Annotated in this window: 10 protein-coding genes; all 10 read left to right on the top strand. The window is 65.6% G+C overall.

The window, feature by feature from the left end; all coding sequences use genetic code 11:
• Positions 1-95 precede the first annotated feature (95 nt).
• The 10 genes from J7J50_RS00395 (at position 96) to J7J50_RS00350 (ending at position 16,074) form a co-directional block, all read left to right on the top strand.
• Entirely contained in the window at positions 96-1,031 is a 936-nt protein-coding gene (locus J7J50_RS00395) for a glycosyltransferase family 2 protein (RefSeq protein WP_215058835.1), read from the top strand.
• 350 nt (positions 1,032-1,381) lie between these two features.
• Positions 1,382-3,787, top strand: coding sequence for a penicillin-binding protein 1B (mrcB, locus tag J7J50_RS00390; protein WP_343222410.1), 2,406 nt, complete (start codon positions 1,382-1,384; stop codon positions 3,785-3,787).
• A gap of 3 nt (positions 3,788-3,790) precedes the next feature.
• Positions 3,791-4,408 carry a hypothetical protein gene (locus J7J50_RS00385; RefSeq protein ID WP_215058839.1) on the top strand — a complete coding sequence of 206 codons (618 nt, stop codon included), beginning with the start codon at positions 3,791-3,793 and terminating at the stop codon, positions 4,406-4,408.
• 7 nt (positions 4,409-4,415) lie between these two features.
• On the top strand, positions 4,416-6,536 hold the full coding sequence (locus J7J50_RS00380; protein WP_215058841.1) for an ATP-dependent DNA helicase: 2,121 nt from the start codon (positions 4,416-4,418) through the stop codon (positions 6,534-6,536).
• A gap of 17 nt (positions 6,537-6,553) precedes the next feature.
• Positions 6,554-6,988 (top strand): VOC family protein, encoded by a 435-nt coding sequence (locus J7J50_RS00375; protein ID WP_215058843.1) that lies wholly within the window; start codon positions 6,554-6,556, stop codon positions 6,986-6,988.
• Between the two features lie 295 nt (positions 6,989-7,283).
• Positions 7,284-8,018: a tRNA (adenosine(37)-N6)-threonylcarbamoyltransferase complex dimerization subunit type 1 TsaB gene (tsaB, locus tag J7J50_RS00370; RefSeq protein WP_215058844.1), complete on the top strand. Its 735-nt coding sequence runs from the start codon at positions 7,284-7,286 to the stop codon at positions 8,016-8,018.
• Between the two features lie 31 nt (positions 8,019-8,049).
• Entirely contained in the window at positions 8,050-8,199 is a 150-nt protein-coding gene (locus J7J50_RS00365; protein ID WP_215058847.1) for a hypothetical protein, read from the top strand.
• A gap of 49 nt (positions 8,200-8,248) precedes the next feature.
• A complete protein-coding gene (locus J7J50_RS00360) occupies positions 8,249-8,479 on the top strand; it encodes a hypothetical protein (RefSeq protein WP_215058849.1) in 231 nt (76 codons plus the stop codon).
• A 704-nt stretch (positions 8,480-9,183) separates the two neighbouring features.
• Entirely contained in the window at positions 9,184-9,693 is a 510-nt protein-coding gene (locus J7J50_RS00355) for a hypothetical protein (RefSeq protein ID WP_215058851.1), read from the top strand.
• Between the two features lie 126 nt (positions 9,694-9,819).
• Positions 9,820-16,074: an IPT/TIG domain-containing protein gene (locus J7J50_RS00350; RefSeq protein ID WP_215058853.1), complete on the top strand. Its 6,255-nt coding sequence runs from the start codon at positions 9,820-9,822 to the stop codon at positions 16,072-16,074.
• The last annotated feature ends 11 nt before the right edge of the window (positions 16,075-16,085 follow it).

Raw genomic sequence — 16,085 nt, 5'->3', positions numbered from 1 at the left:
GCCGGCATGCCCTTTCTCTGCAGCCTTCCGTCGCCGCGCGCGCCTTACCTGCCGGTGCGCGGACGCGCCCGGCCGCATTCGGGAACCGGCCCGGCATGAGCGCTTCCGCACGATCCGGCGCGTCCGGGGTTTGCGCCGCCATAGTCACCTACCACCCGCAGATCGAATTGCTGGAGCAGGTGATCGCCGCGGTGTTGCCGCAGGTCGGGCGGGTCATGATCTTCGACAATGCCAGCACCGGCGCGGCCCTGGAGGCCTATTTCGACGAACTGCGCGGACGCGGCGTCGAGGTGCTGCGTTCGCCGCGCAACGTCGGCCTGGGCAGCGCCATCAACCAGGCCGCGCGCGCCGCGCGCGAGGCCGGTTTCGCCCAGATCCTGCTGATGGACCAGGACAGCATCGTCGATGCCGGCATGGTCGCGACCTTGCACGATCAGCTGCGCCAGTTGCGGGCGCACGGCCCGGTCGCCGCGGTCGGGCCGCAGTTCCGCGATCAGCGCACCGGCGAAGTCGCGCCGTTCGTGCGCATCGCCTTTCCGATGAACCGCAAGTTGTTCGGCGGGCCCGGGCAGGTGATCGACTGCGATTTCCTCATCACCTCGGGCACCTTGCTGCCGCTGGACGTGCTCGATGTCGTCGGCGGCATGGACGAGGGATTGTTCATCGACAATGTCGATATCGAATGGAGCTCGCGCGCGCGCCATCGCGGCTACAAGCTGTTCGGCGTGTGCGATGCGCGCATGCAGCACCGCATCGGCGATCTGGTGCGGGTGTCGAGCCTGTTGCCGTACCGCACCGTCGTCCACAGCCCGACCCGGCTGTACTACATGATGCGCAACCGCGTGCTGCTGTACCGTCGCGCCGAGGTGCCCGGGCGCTGGGCGGCGCAGGATCTGCCGCGGCTGGTGTTGAAGTTCGTCGGCACCGCCTTGTTCCTCAAGCCGCGTCTGGCGTATCTGGGCGCGATGCTGCGCGGTCTGCGCGATGGCGTGCGCGGCCGGCAGGGGCCGATGCCAACCGAAGTGGACTAGAACAGGCCTTCTTTTGTGTGGGAGGGGCTGTTTTGTGGGAGGGGCTTCAGCCCCGACGCTTTTCGCTCCGCCGCTGGAATTTTCAGCGAGCCGGTGGGTTTCGGTGATCTGAGACAAAAGCATCGGGGCTGAAGCCCCTCCCACAAAAGATGCCCCTCCCAAAAAACAGCTTCTCCCACAAAACAGCCCGTCCCCATAGAAGACACGCCGCGAACGCCCCATCTGCCTGAACCATCGCTTATTCACAGGGTCTGAATGCGCAAAGCCCCTGCCGTCCGGCCCGAGCACGGCCCCGGGACGCCTGCGCTAGACTTCCCTGCGACCCCCTGTACGGCACCCCTGTGGCCCGAATCGATTACGACGAAGACGAGCACCACGACGACAGCGACGAGAACGGCAGCGCGCCGAGCTGGCGCCGCCGTCTAGTGACCTGGGCCCTGGCCGCCGTCGGCCTGGGGCTCGGCTTCCTGATTCCGTACACGCTCTACCTCAATCACGAGGTCGGTCAGCGCTTCGGCCAGTTGCAATGGCAGATCCCCACGCGGGTCTATGCGCGGCCGCTGGAACTCGCGCCGGGCCTGGCGCTGGACCCGGCCACGCTGAAGACCGAACTCGACGCGGCCTCCTATCGCGAGGACGGCGGCGAGCGCCCGGGCACCTACGCCCGCGAAGGCGGCAAGTTCACCATCGCCAGCCGCGGTTTCAACGACGTCGACGGCGTGGTGCAGCCGCGCCGGATCGAAGTGATCGTCTCCGGCGGCCGCGTCGCCGGCGTGCGCGACCTGACCACGCGCAAGGCGATCCGGGTCGCGCGCCTGGACCCGGCGCGCATCGCCACGCTGTACGGGCAGAAGCAGGAAGAGCGGCGACTGGTGCGCATCGAGGAGGTGCCCGAGCTGTTGGTCACCGGCCTGCAGGCGGTCGAGGACCGCGACTTCAACCACCACATCGGCATCGACATCAGCGGCATGATCCGCGCCGCGTTCAAGAACGTCGCCGCCGGCCGCGCCAAGCAGGGCGCCAGCACCCTGACCCAGCAGCTCGCGCGCAGCGGCCTGCTCGGCATCGGCCAGGAACAGACCCTGACCCGCAAGGGCAAGGAAATCATCTACGCCCTGCTGATCGAGGCGCGCTACGACAAGCGCACCATCCTCGAGGCCTACTTCAATCAGGTGTATCTGGGCCAGCGCGGTTCGCAGGCCATCCACGGCGTCGCCGCCGCGTCGGAGTTCTGGTTCGGCCGCGATCTGCGCGACCTCAACACTGAACAAGTCGCGCTGCTGATCGGCATCGTGCGCGGCCCGTCCTACTACGACCCGCGTCGCAATCCCGAGCGCGCGTTGCAGCGGCGCAATTTCGTCCTGGGCGAAATGCTCGAAACGCAACTGATCAAGCAGGAAGAATACGATCGCGCGATCAAGGCGCCGCTGGAAATCACCCAGAACCCGGGCAACATCGCCGCCAACCGTTTCCCGGCCTATGTCGATCTGGTCCGCCGCCAACTGGCGCGCGACTATCCGGCCGACGCGCTGGCCGGCGCCGGCCTGAGCGTGATGAGCGGCATGTCGCCGTCGGCGCAGGCGCAGGCCGAAGGCGCGGTCGCGCGCACGCTCAAGAGCCTGGACAACAAGCGCCGCCCGCCGCTGCAAAGCGGCCTGGTGGTCACCGACGTGCACAACGGCGAAGTGGTGGCGGTGGTCGGCAGCCGCGAGTTCACCCAGCCCGGCTTCAATCGCGCGGTGGAAGCGCAGCGGCCGGTGGGTTCGCTGCTCAAGCCGTTCGTGTATCTGCTGGCGCTGGCGCGTCCAAGCGAATTCAACCTCGCCAGCTGGATCGACGATTCGCCGGTCACGGTCAAGCTCGGTCGCGGCCGCAACTGGAATCCGGGCAACTCCGACGGCCGCAGCCACGGCCTGGTGCGCATGGTCGATGCGCTGGCCATGTCCTACAACCAGGCCACGGTGCGCATCGGCATGCAGGTCTCGCCGGAGAGCATCGGCGAACTGGTGCAGAAGCTCGCCGGCATCCAGGCGCCGAACAATCCTTCGCTGATTCTCGGCGCGGTCGATCAAAGCCCGTACGCGATGGCGCAGCTGTACCAGTTCCTCGCCTCCGGCGGCGAAGTGCAGCCGCTGCACGCGGTGCGCGGCGTGCTCGGCGCCGACGGCAAGGCGGTCAAGCGCTACGACAAGGAACCCGCGCCGGCGCAGGAAGGCGACGCGATCGCCGCGCGCCTGATCACCATCGCCCTGCAGCAGGCGGTCACCAACGGCACCGGCCGGCAACTGGTCGGCGACGGCCTGGGCCGCCTGTCGCCGGCCGGCAAGACCGGCACCAGCAACGACGGCCGCGACAGCTGGTTCGCCGGCTGGACCGGCGACCATCTGGCGGTGATCTGGGTCGGCAACGATCAGAACCAGACCACCGGCCTGTATGGCGCCACCGGCGCGATGCGGGTGTGGTCGGCGATCTTCTCGCGCCTGCCCACCGCGCCGCTGAAAGTCACCGACAAGGGCCTGGACTGGCAGTCGGTGATCGGCACCAGCACCACCGACGCCGCCTGCGTGGGCGCGCGCCGCTTCCCGTTCGTCGCCGGTTTCGCGCCGCAGTACGCACCGTGCCCCGAGCCGCAGCCCGAGGCCGGCGCGGAGGAATCCGGCGGCGGCTGGCGCTCGTGGTTCGGTATCGGCAAGGACAAGGACGAGCCCGCGCGCGAACCGGCGCCGTCGAACAATCCCCCGCCCCCGGAGCAGTAAGCAATGAAGCGCAGTTCCCTAGCCGGCGCCGTCCCCCGCGGCGCCGCACTCGCGGTCCTGACCGCACTGGCCGCGGCCTGCACGGTCGCGCCGCCGCAACCTTCGGCGCTGGCCGAAGCCAATTTCAACGGCGAGGCCGCGGTCGCCGCGGTGCGCGCCGCCGGCGGCGCCGACGCGCGCGAGCTCGACGTGCAGCCGATCCGCGACACCCAGGTCGAGGATCTGCGCCAGCGCGCCGACGCCCTGGAAAAAACCCGCAAATACCCCGAAGCCGCGGCCGCGCTGGATCAGGCGCTGCAGATCAACGGCAACGATCCGGCGCTGCTGCAGGAACGCGCCGAAGCCGCGCTGTATCTGCACCGCCTCGACGATGCCGAACGCTACGCGCAGCAGGCCTACAACGGCGGCTCGCGGGTCGGGCCGCTGTGCCGCCGGCATTGGGCGACCATCGCCCAGGCCAAGCAAGGCCAGCTCGACGGCGTCAACGCGGCGATGAAACTGGCCCAGCGCCAGGATCATTACGACGCGCTGGTGCCGCAGCGCACCGCGCTGACCGAGGCGCGCAAGCAAGCGCAGGCCAAGATCGGCGTGTGCACCGTCGCCGCCCAACCGCGCTACTGAGCCGTACATGGAACCCAGCCGCCTTGGCGTCGCCAGTCGTGCCGCGCTGAGCGAAGGCGGCGACCTCGCGCGCAACATCGCCGCGTTCGCGCCGCGATCGGCGCAGCAGGATTTGTCCGTGGCGATCGCGGACGCATTCGAGTCGCGCTCGACCCTGCTGGCCGAGGCCGGCACCGGCACCGGCAAGACCTTCGCCTACCTGGTGCCGGCGTTGTTGTCGGGGCTGAAGACCATCGTCTCCACCGGCACCCGCGCGCTGCAGGATCAGCTCTATCACCGCGACCTGCCGCGCGTGCGCGACGCCCTCGGCATCGGCTTGAAGACGGCCTTGCTGAAAGGCCGCGCCAACTATCTGTGCAAGTACCGCACCGAGCAGGCCAAGGGCGAACCGCGCTTCACCAGCCGCGAATACGCTGCCCAGTTCCAGCGCATCGTCAGCTGGGCCGGGCGCACTCGCGCCGGCGATCTGGCCGAACTCGACGCATTGCCGGAAGACTCGCCCCTGCTGCCGATGGTGACCTCCACGGCGGAAAACTGCTTGGGCAGCGAGTGTCCGATGTACGCCGACTGCTTCGTCGTGCAGGCGCGCCAGCGCGCGCAGGCGGCGGATCTGGTCGTGGTCAATCACCATCTGCTGCTCGCCGATCTGGCGCTCAAGCAGGAAGGTTTCGGCGAAATCCTGCCGGGCGCGCAGGCCTTCGTGGTCGATGAGGCGCATCAGCTGCCGGAACTGGCCTCGCAATTCTTCGGCGAAGCGATCAGCGCGCGTCCGCTGGTGGAACTGGCGCGCGACGCGCTGGCCGAGTGCAAGACGGTGACCGGCGCGCTGGCCACGGTGCAGGTGCCGGCGCGCGATCTGGAACAAGCCGTGCGCGGCCTGCGCGCGGCGATGGACGATCTGCCGGTGCGCGCGACCCGCCGCCGCGCCGCCGAATTGCCGGCGGTGGAAGCGGCGTTCGACGAATTGGAGCAAGCGCTGCGGGCGATGCAAAACGCGCTGGATTCCCTGCGCGCCGCGGCGCCGGGGTTCGACAGCTGCCACGCGCGGGCGAAGGATTTCGAAACCAAACTCAAGCGCTGGCGCGGCGCGCCGGTGCCGCGGCCGCGGCCGGTGCAGGAAGACGCCGAGTACGACGACTTCTCGCCGCCGCCGCGCGAACCGGTGATCAGCGCCGAGGCGAACGAAACCGCCGACGCCGATCAGGACGCCGAAACGCCGGCGCCGGCCGCGCCCGATACCAGCGTGCTGTGGTACGAACTCACCGCGCGCGGTTTCCGTCTGGCGCGCACGCCGCTGGATGTCGCCGGGCCTTTGGCCGAGCATCGCGAACGTTCGCGCGCCGCCTGGGTGTTCACCTCGGCCACGCTCGCGGTCGGCGGGCATTTCCAGCACTACGCGCAAAAGCTCGGCCTGGCCGAGCCGACGACTCTGCTCGCGCCGAGTCCGTTCGACTGGGCGCAACAGGCGCTGCTGTATCTGCCGCCGGGACTGCCCGATCCGGCGGTGCGGCATTACAACGAAAGCCTGGTCGATAAGCTGCGGCCGATCCTGGAAGCCTCCGGCGGCCGCGCCTTCGTGTTGTTCGCCTCGCATCGCGCTCTGCGCGAAACCGCCGAGCTGCTGCGCGGCGGCCCGTGGCCGTTGTTCGTGCAGGGCGAAGCGCCGCGGCACGTGCTGCTGGAACGCTTCCGCGCTTCCGGCAACGGCGTGCTGCTGGGCGCGGCGAGTTTCCGCGAAGGCGTGGACGTGGCCGGCGAGGCGCTGAGCGTGGTGGTGATCGACAAGCTGCCCTTCGCCGCGCCCGACGATCCGGTGTTCGAAGCGCGCCTGGACGCGATCCGTCGCGGCGGCGGCAATCCGTTCCGCGACGAGCAGCTGCCGCAGGCGGTGATCGCGTTGAAGCAGGGCGCCGGGCGCCTGATCCGCAGTGAAACCGATCGCGGCGTGCTGGTGCTGTGCGACCCGCGCCTGCTGTCCAAGAGCTACGGCAAGACCTTCCTGGACTCGCTGCCGCCGTTGCCGCGCACGCGCCGGATCGAGGACGTGGCCGATTTCTTCTCCGGCCGCCCGGTGGTACTAGAATCGGCTTCGGCCTCGTCGTCGGACGACGACGATTACTACCGCTGAGCTGGGAGGGTACGAGCATGAGCGAAGACAATCGGACCGCGCCGGCGCGCAAGCCGCGCGTGCACGGGCTGGGCGGCGTGTTCTTCAAGGCGCGCGATCCGTCCGCCTTGTCGGCCTGGTACGAGCGCCATCTCGACATCGGCGGGCAGGGCTGGGGCGGCGCGATGTTCTCGTGGCAGCGCGAGGAGACCGGCGAGACCGGTTACACCATCTGGTCGCCGTTCGCGGAGACCACCGAGTACTTCAAGCCCAGCGACAAGCCCTACATGCTGAACTTCCGCGTCGACGATCTGACGGCCACGCTGCACGCGCTGCGCGAGGAAGGCTGTCAGGTGCTCGATCGTTATGAGGAAAGCGAGCAGGGCAAGTTCGGTTATGTGGTGGACCCGGAAGGCGGCTTGATCGAACTGTGGCAGCCGAATCCGAATGATCCGGCGGTGGTGGCGGAGTGAGGCGCGTAGGTGAGGCGGTGCGTTGCGGGTGATGATCGGACGGCGAGCTTCGGCTTATGCGATCGCAGCGAATCTTCGCTTCGTCCTATCCAATAGCGGCGACTCCCTCACTCCGTCATTCCCGCGAACGCGGGAATCCAGTGCCTTTCGCGCGAGAACGTTTGAAGTCGCTGAATGTTCGGCTCCGCCGAAGTAAAGCAGAACCCGCGTCCGCGGAAATGACGAGCAAAAGCGAACGCAAGCCCCCACCGCACCAGCGACCGCGCAACAACCAAAGCAACAACCACGAGCAACAATGAACCTCTTAGCCTTCGAAACCTCCACTGAAGCCTGCTCCGTCGCCCTGTGGCTGGACGGCGAAGTGCGCGAACGCTACGAACTCGCGCCGCGCCGTCACGCCGAACTCTCGCTGCCGTGGGCCGAGCAGTTGCTGGACGAAGCCGGCCTCAAGCGCAGCCAGCTCGACGCCATCGCGATCGGCCGCGGGCCTGGCGCGTTCACCGGCGTGCGCCTGGCCATCTCCCTGGCTCAAGGCGTGGCCCTCGCGCTGGATGTGCCGGTGATCCCGATCTCCACCCTGGCCGTGCTGGCCCTACGCGCGCAGCCGCTGATCACCGGCACCGGCCCGCGACGCGTGCTCAGCGCGATCGACGCGCGCATGGGTGAGATATATACCGCCGCTTACGAACTGCGCGATGGCGAACCATTCGCGCTCGACCGCGAAGCCGTACTCGCTCCCGACGCCGCAGCGCTGCCCGACCTCGGCGACAACGCAGCCGACAACGCCTGGCTCGGCGTCGGCACCGGCTTCGCCGCCGCCGACGGTGCCCTGCGTCAGCGCCTGAGCGCGCGTTTCGCCGCGATCGACCCCGACGCGCTGCCGCACGCCGCCGACCTCGCCCGCCTCGCCGCAGCCGCCTACGCACGCGGCGAGAGCGTCGCACCCGAGCGCATCGAACCGGCGTACCTGCGTAACAACGTCGCTTTGACCATTGCCGAACAAGTCGCGCTGAGGGCGAAGTCGCGCTGAGCGCGTTGATATCCTCATGGCACCGGCTGGAATGGGTATCGGGCTTGTGTTGACCGACGCGAATCGCGCCAATGAACTGCTGGGGCCGTTCAAGACGATTATTGTTGCAATACGCGAGCAATGGTCGAATCTGGGCCGCCACGGTGTGAGCACCAATGTAGCGGGCGCGCTGGCCGGATAGGGTTGCCGCTGCTTCACGACGTGCTGGTCGAGGGGGGCGACTTCGGTTCGTGTTGTTTCTATGGGTGATCCTTGCAAAGGTGAGGAGCCGCGACATCGAGCGGGTCGATGAGATCGGCGTGGTTTCGATCGGTTCGCTCTCCGCATTCAATTTCAAGAATCGTTTCATGAGCAGAGCGTTCATGATTAAGTTCAAACACGGATGGTTTGCCCGGCAGGTGCTGATTACGCCTGAAGATGCAGAGCAATGGGCTGGCTGCGAGAGCACGGCATCTCGATAACAGTGGACGGATAACCTGGGGCTTGTTCGGGGAACAGTGCAAGTTGCTGAAGGCGCATGTGCGCCAGCTGTAGCTGTTAGCGATTGCGCGGTCGCGGCCGTGGGGGCGATCGGCCCGGCGCTGCAGGCCGGATCCATGAAAGATGTCCGCTTCGAGTCGCAAGCTCTGCAACTCCATGGCCGTAGTGTGGCGGCTGTTACGGTTGGTCGCTTATCTAGGACAGCCCCTAATAGATTGTCCGTGTTAGACCCATTCGATGGGGTTTGGATTGCTGAGTGCACACTTATTACGCCCCTGCAGCGTAGCGCCGGATAAGTTCAGTGAAAGCGATCACATAGATAGTCTTTTTTACTATTTGTGAACGGCATTGCCTGCTATTAGAGTCCGACATGACGCAGCACCCATCGGCCGGATGGGCAGGGACAGGCAGTTCGCCCCAGTAAACAGTTCGGGGCGCGACTCAAGGATGGAGCGATGTATGCCGTAGGTAGAATTTCAGTCTAGGGGACAAGCCAAATCAAGAACGTTGCCACCAAGAGCGGCTGCGCGTAAGCCTGCGCGCGAGTCGCGGTGGCGGACGGCCCGTTGGGTGTGCCCGATCGGGTACATGTTTGTTGAGGGCGTGGGCGATGAGCCGTATCGGCCCGCGATAACGAATACAAGGATGGCGAAGTTGGCCATCGCCGACAGCTAGGTTGAAGGTCATGAAGAAAATCGAGTTTCTTGTTCCAGTGGTCTTGATTTACGCGGCTTTGGCCACCGGTTGTGGGCAGAAGGCCGGAGAAGCGACACCTGACGCCGCGGCGCCGGCAGTTTCCGCGCCGGCCAAAGCCTCGGAACTGAATCTGTTCGCCCTGGACGTGGGCACCAGCGAAAATCCCGACGGCACCGTCATGCCGCTGACCCAGTTCCTGCCTACCGAAAAGATCGTCGCGTCGCTGCGCACCCGCGGCGCGGCCAATGCCGTTCCGGTAACAGCGAAGCTGATCGCGATGAGCAACGGCGAAGTCGTCGGTGAACTGAAGAAGGACCTGACCCTGACGGGCGCGGCTACGACCAATCTCGGGTTCGTCAGGCAAGGCGCCGGCAATTGGGCGTTGGGCCGATACGTAGTCGAGGTGACGATCGATGGAAAGCCAGCAGGGCGCCAAGAAATCGAAGTGACACAGACTCTGCCGGAAGGCGCGAGGCCGAGGGCCGGCGCCAAGGCTTGATCCGATCGGATCAACCTGGCGCGACGTCGTAGACCCGCCGGCGGAATGCCGGAAGCACAGGATTCACCACTTTAGGAAGCCCGGACAGACCGGGCTGCTCTTGGAGAGAGCATCATGGAACAGCGCGTGGATCTCGCCCCTCAGGCCCAGGACGACCGACCGGCCGTAGACGGTACGTGGCTGTCCAGGGCGAGCGTGCGTGCTCGAGCCGGCATCGCGCCGCAGTGGTGGATACTGCTGATCGGCCTGGCCATGTTGGTCAGCGGTTCTCTGGCGCTGGCCGCCAAGTATGTCTATGACGATAACGGCCGCTTGATCGTGATGGTCGATGAGCAGTCCGGCGAGAGCGCGCGCTACGTTTACGACAAGGTCGGTAATCTGCTGCGAATCGAGCGCCTCGCGGCGGGCCAGATCGCGGTGTTCTCCTTCGTGCCCGCGCGCGGCGCCACCGGCGTGGCGGTCAGGATCGAAGGCAAGGGTTTCAGCGCGGTCGCGCCTGACAATGCCGTGCGTTTCAACGGCGTCGCGGCGACAGTAACGGCAGCGACGCCGACCGAACTCGACGTGTTGGTGCCAGCCGGTGCGGCCACCGGTCCGCTGACCGTCACGGTGGGTGCCCAGACGGTCGCCGGCCCGGCCGATTTCGTCGTCGACGAAAACGCGCAGCCGCCGGTCATCGCGGGCGTGACCCCGATGGTGGGGGCCGCCGGGACCATGGTCACCGTGACCGGCCAGAGGTTTTATCCGGCGCCCGACATGACCCGGGTGCTGCTCGGCGACCGGATCGCGGTGCCCACCAGCATTAACGACACTCAGTTGGTGTTTGCGGTTCCCGTGCGCGCCGGTACCGGCAAGATCACCGTCAGCACGCCGTACGGCAGCGCGCAAAGCGCGGACGAATTCGTGGTCGCGCCAGTTGGCGTCAATCCGGCCGACCTGATCAGCGGTGGTCGCTTGCTGCTGGATTCGGCCCCGCGCGCGTTGGAGACCACCACGACGAACCAGCAGGTCGCGCTGCTGCTGGACTCGCCGAATCGCGATCTCACCAGCCTGCAGTTCAGCGGCGTCGCCGCCGGCAGCGTCGCCTATACCTTGTACGGCCCGGATAATCGCCAGTTGTGGGGCGGTAGCGCCAGCGCCACCTTGCCCACGGTGCATTTGCCGCGCCTCGGCGCCGGCCTGCATCTGCTCCTTCTCAAGCCGAGCGTACCGATGGCGTGGTCGCTCAACTGGGAAAAGAACGCCGCGCTCAGCACGTCGGCCGTGCCGTTGGCGGTGAGTAGCGCCAGCGCTTATCAGAGCAAGCGTTTCGTGTTCGATGCCGTTACCGGCGACAGTCTGGGCATCGGTCTGAGCGATCTGGTGACGGCCGGTTCGACCAGCCATGTACTGGCAACGATTTATCGCCCCGATGGTAGTCAACTGGCGTACGAGTATTGCTACGCCCAGTATGGCGGTTGCGATCTCAATCTGACGCGCCTCAGCGGCCCCGGCACCTATACTCTGGTCCTGACCCCCACCTCCGACGGTCAGCGGCTGCTGTCGCTCAAGGCCACGCTCAGCGAGGACCGTGTCTTGCCGCTGAGCGCAGATGCTCTGGCTTCGCTGGCACTGGAGCGCCGCGGCCAGAACGGTCGTTTGAACTTCGCTGCCGAGGCCGGCCAGACCTACGCGTTCAACGTCGCCGCGCAGGCCACCGTGCCGGCCAACCGCGAGGTCTACTACACCGTGTACAAGCCCGACGGCAGCGTGCTGCAGCAGGGCAATACCAAGATCGGGCTGACCTTGAACCTGCCGCGCTTGCCGGTCGCGGGAAATTACTGGATTTATGTCGATCCCTACTACGGCGAAACGACTAGTGCCCAGGTGACCCTGGTATCGGGCCAGTCCGGCGAAGTGGTCCCTGGAGAAGAGACGAACGAATTCGCCACCCAGACCGCGGGCCAGAATGTCTATTTCAGCTTCGTCGCTCAACAGGGCGCGAACCTGGGGCTAGGGATCAGCGAACTGAAGACTCCCGGCAGCGCCGGCGCGGTATACCTCTACGTCTACCGCCCCGACGGCAGCCAGTTGTCTTATGAGTATTGTTATGCGCAATACGACGGCTGCGATCTGAATCTGGGTAATCTGCCTGCGGGTACTTATACCGCGACGGTCGTGCCGACTTCGGACGGCGCGCGCACCCTGAGCTTCAAGACCACATTGAGCCCGGACATGGTGGTTCCGCTGACGGTGGATGTTTCCGCGCCGCTCGCGCTGGAACGTCGCGGTCAAAACGCGCGGCTGACCTTCTCGGCCGAGGCCGGGCAGACGCGGGCGTTCAATGTATCTGCGCAATCGACCTTGCCGGCGAACCGCGACGTCTACTACACCGTCTACAAACCCGATGGCACAGTGCTGCAACAAAGCAATACGCGTGCTGATCTGACCTTGAATCTGCCGAACCTTCCGCAGACCGGCGGCTACCAGGTGTTCGTCGATCCGGGTCAAGGCGAAACCGCCGCAGCGCAAACCAGGCTGGTATCCGGCCAGGTGGGCGGGCCGGATCCGGGCGGCTCGCTTGGAAGCTTCGAAACGCAAACGCCAGGGCAGAACGTCTACTTCAGCTTCCCGGCCCAAGCCGGCGACAGGTTGGGCTTGGGGATCAGCGATCTGCTCACGCCGGGAACCACCGGTGCGGCGACTGTGTATGTGTATCGCCCGAACGGAACGCAGCTGACATACGAATACTGCTATGCGCAATACAACGGTTGCGATCTGAATCTGTTCATCGCCGACGCCGGCACCTACAACGTCACCGTGGTACCGCCCGGCGCCGGGGAGAGAACGATGGCGTTCAAGGCCATCTTGAGTCCCGACCAGTCGATCGTACTGGCGGTGAATGCGCCCAACACCGTCGATCTAACCCGGCGGGGCGAGAACGCGCGCCTCAAATTCTCCGCCCAGGTCGGCCAGACCTTTGCCTTCAACGTGTCGCAGCAGTCGACCTTGCCTGCCAATCGCAATGTCTACTACACGGTGTACAAGCCCGACGGCACCAGCTTGCAGCAGGGCTACACCAAAACCGGATTGACCCAGAACCTGCGCAATCTGCCGGCTGACGGCGAATACACCATTTTCATGGACCCCGAGTACGGCGAAACCGCCAAGGCCACCGCGGTGCTGTTGCCCGGCGAGGCGGGGCGTACCGATCCGGGTGCCGAGCCGCGCAGTTTCTCCACTCAGGTCCCGGGCCAGAACGTGTATTTCGCGTTCACCGCGGAGCAGGGCGCCAATCTCGGCCTCGGTATCGCGGACCTGCTTACCCCAGGGTCGACTGGCGCGGCGACCGTCTACATCTATCGGCCGAATGGTAGCCAGTTGACCTATGAGTACTGCTACTCGCAGTACAACGGCTGCGATCTGAATCTGGCGAATCTGCCGGCCGGCGAATATACGGCGATGTTGGTTCCGCCCAGCGACGCCGCCACGGTCAGTTTCCAGGCGATCGTCAGCACCGATCTTGTGGCTACTGCTTCGATCGATACTTCGTTGAGCCTGGTCCTTGATCGCCGCGGCCGCAACGGCCGGATCAAGTTCTCCGGCGAGCTGGGGCAGACATTCGCCTTCAATGTAGCCGGGCAAAGCACCGCCCCGGCCAACCGCGACGTCTACTACACGATCTACAAGCCCGACGGCACGTTGTTGCAGCAGAGCTATACCAAGACAAACTTGACGATGAATCTGTGGAATCTGCCGGTCAGCGGCGAATATACGGTCTTCGTCGATCCCAATTACGGCGAGAACGCAACGGCGCAGCTGACTCTGGTTTCGGGGCAGACTCAGACCGTGTCTCCCGACGGCGATCCGGGCAGCTTCCTGACCCAGACGCCGGGCCAGAACGCCTACTTCACCTTCAGCGCGGCGCAAGGGGCGAATCTGGGCCTGGGCATCACCGATCTGGCGACGCCGGGTACGACGGGTGCGGCAACCGTGTATGTGTATCGCCCCAACGGCAGCCAGCTGACTTATCAGTACTGCTATGCGCAGTACGGCGGTTGCGACCTGGATCTGCCGAATCTGCAGGAAGGTACCTACAGCGTGATGGTGACTCCGCCCGGCAGCGGTAGCGCTACGATGAGTTTCAATAGCATTCTGAGCGCAGATGCGACGGGAGTCTTGTCGCCGAACGTGCCAATGGACTTGTCCTTGAGCCGTCGCGGCCAGGACGGTCGCCTCAGTTTTACCGGCACCGCCGGCCAGACGATGGCGGTGAACGCATCGAACATCGTGGCGTCGCCGACGGCACGCAATGTGTACTACACGGTGTACAAGCCCGATGGCAGCACACTGGTATCAAGCAATTCGGCCAGCGGTTTGAGCCTGAACCTCACTAACCTGCCGGTGAGCGGTCAGTACGTGCTGTTCGTCGATGCGGACTTCGGCATGACGTCCAATTCGCGGATCGAGTTGGACACGGGCGATGGTCTGACATCGGACGGTGATCCGGCGGATTACACGAGCTCGGCTCCGTGGGAGCGTGCGTACTTCACCTTCACCGCGGCGCAGGGCGTGAATTTGGGACTGGCGTTAACCGATCTGGTGACGCCAGGTACGACGTACCCCGTTGCTGTCTATGTATATCGTCCCAATGGCAGCCAGTTGTCTTATGAGTACTGCTATGCGCAGTACAACGGTTGCGATCTGGATCTGTCGAACTTGCCCGCCGGTACCTACAGCGTGATCGTGGTGCCGCCGAGTGGAACCAATGGGACGATGAGCTTCAAGACGATGCTGACGGCAGATGCGACGGGGGTCCTGTCGCCGAACGTTCCGATGGACTTGTCCTTGAGTCGCCGCGGTCAGAACGGCCGTCTGAGCTTCACCGCGACGGCGGGCCAGACGCTGGCGGTGAACGCTTCGAACATCGTGGTGTCGCCGACGGTGCGCAACGTGTACTACACGGTGTACAAGCCCGACGGCAGCAACTTGGTGTCGTCGTACTCGACCACCGGTCTGAGCCTGAATCTGGCGAATCTGCCGGTGAGCGGCCAGTACACCTTGTTCGTCGATGCCGATTACGGCATGACGTCGACTTCGCGGATCGAGCTCGACACGGGCGATGGTCTGGCCGTCGACGGGGCGCCGGCGGACTACGCTAGCGCGGCTGCGTGGGAGCGCGGGTACTTCACCTTCACTGCGGCGCAAGGCGCCAATCTGGGGTTGGCATTGGCTGACCTGGTGACGCCGGGGACGACCAACTCGGTGACCATGTATGTGTACCGCCCCAACGGCACCCAGCTCACCTACGAGAATTGCTACGCTCAGTACGGCGGCTGCGATCTGGATCTGCCGAATCTGCCAGCCGGTACCTACAGCGTGATCATGGTGCCCCCGAGCGGGGGCAGCGGGACGATGAACTTCAAGACGGTGCTGACGCCGGACGCGACCGTGACTTTGTCGCCGAACACGCCGATGAATCTGACGTTGAGCCGCCGCGGTCAGAACGGCCGCCTGAGCTTCACCGCAACGGCGGGCCAGACGCTGGCGGTGAACGCTTCGAACATCGTGGTGTCACCGACGGTGCGCAACGTGTACTACACGGTGTACAAGCCCGACGGCAGCAACTTGGTGTCGTCGTACTCGACCACCGGTCTGAGCCTGAATCTGGCGAATCTGCCGGTGAGCGGCCAGTACACCTTGTTCGTCGATGCCGACTACGGCATGACGTCGACTTCGCGGCTTGAGCTCGACACGGGCGATGGTCTGGCCGTCGACGGCGCGCCGGCGGACTACGCTAGCGCGGCTTCGTGGGAACGTGCTTACTACACGGTTGCCGTGGCGCAGGGCGCGAACCTGGGAATGGGCTTGAGCGACTTCGTCACTCCGGGTTCGACCAGCAACGCCAGCATGTACGTCTATCGCCCCAACGGCACCCAGCTCACCTACGAGAACTGCTACGCGCAGTACGGCGGCTGCGATCTGGATCTTCCGAACCTACCGGCCGGGACCTACAGCGTGATCGTGGTACCGCCGACCGGCGGCAACGGCACGATGAACTTCAAGCTCACTCTCAGCAATGACGCGGCAGGAGTGTTGCCGTTGAACACCTCGTTCCCGTTGGCCCTGAATCGCAACGGCCAGAACGCAGCACTGAACTTTGCCGCGACCGCCGGTCAATCGCTGTCGCTGGTGATTTCCACGCAGACCACCGACCCGGCCGCGCGTGACGTCTACTACACGGTGTTCAAGCCCAGTGGAGGTTCGTTCAAGCAGACCTCGACCCGGACGGGTACCACCATGACACTGCCGAACCTGCCCGAAAGCGGGAATTATCTTGTCCAGGTGGACGTGAACTACGGCGCCAAGGTCGGCGCGCAACTGTCGGTGACTTCGCCCTGATCGACGCAGCG

The organism is Lysobacter sp. ISL-50, from assembly GCF_018612875.1.
Classification (GTDB): domain Bacteria; phylum Pseudomonadota; class Gammaproteobacteria; order Xanthomonadales; family Xanthomonadaceae; genus Lysobacter.
This window is presented reverse-complemented; position numbering and strand designations above follow the sequence as displayed.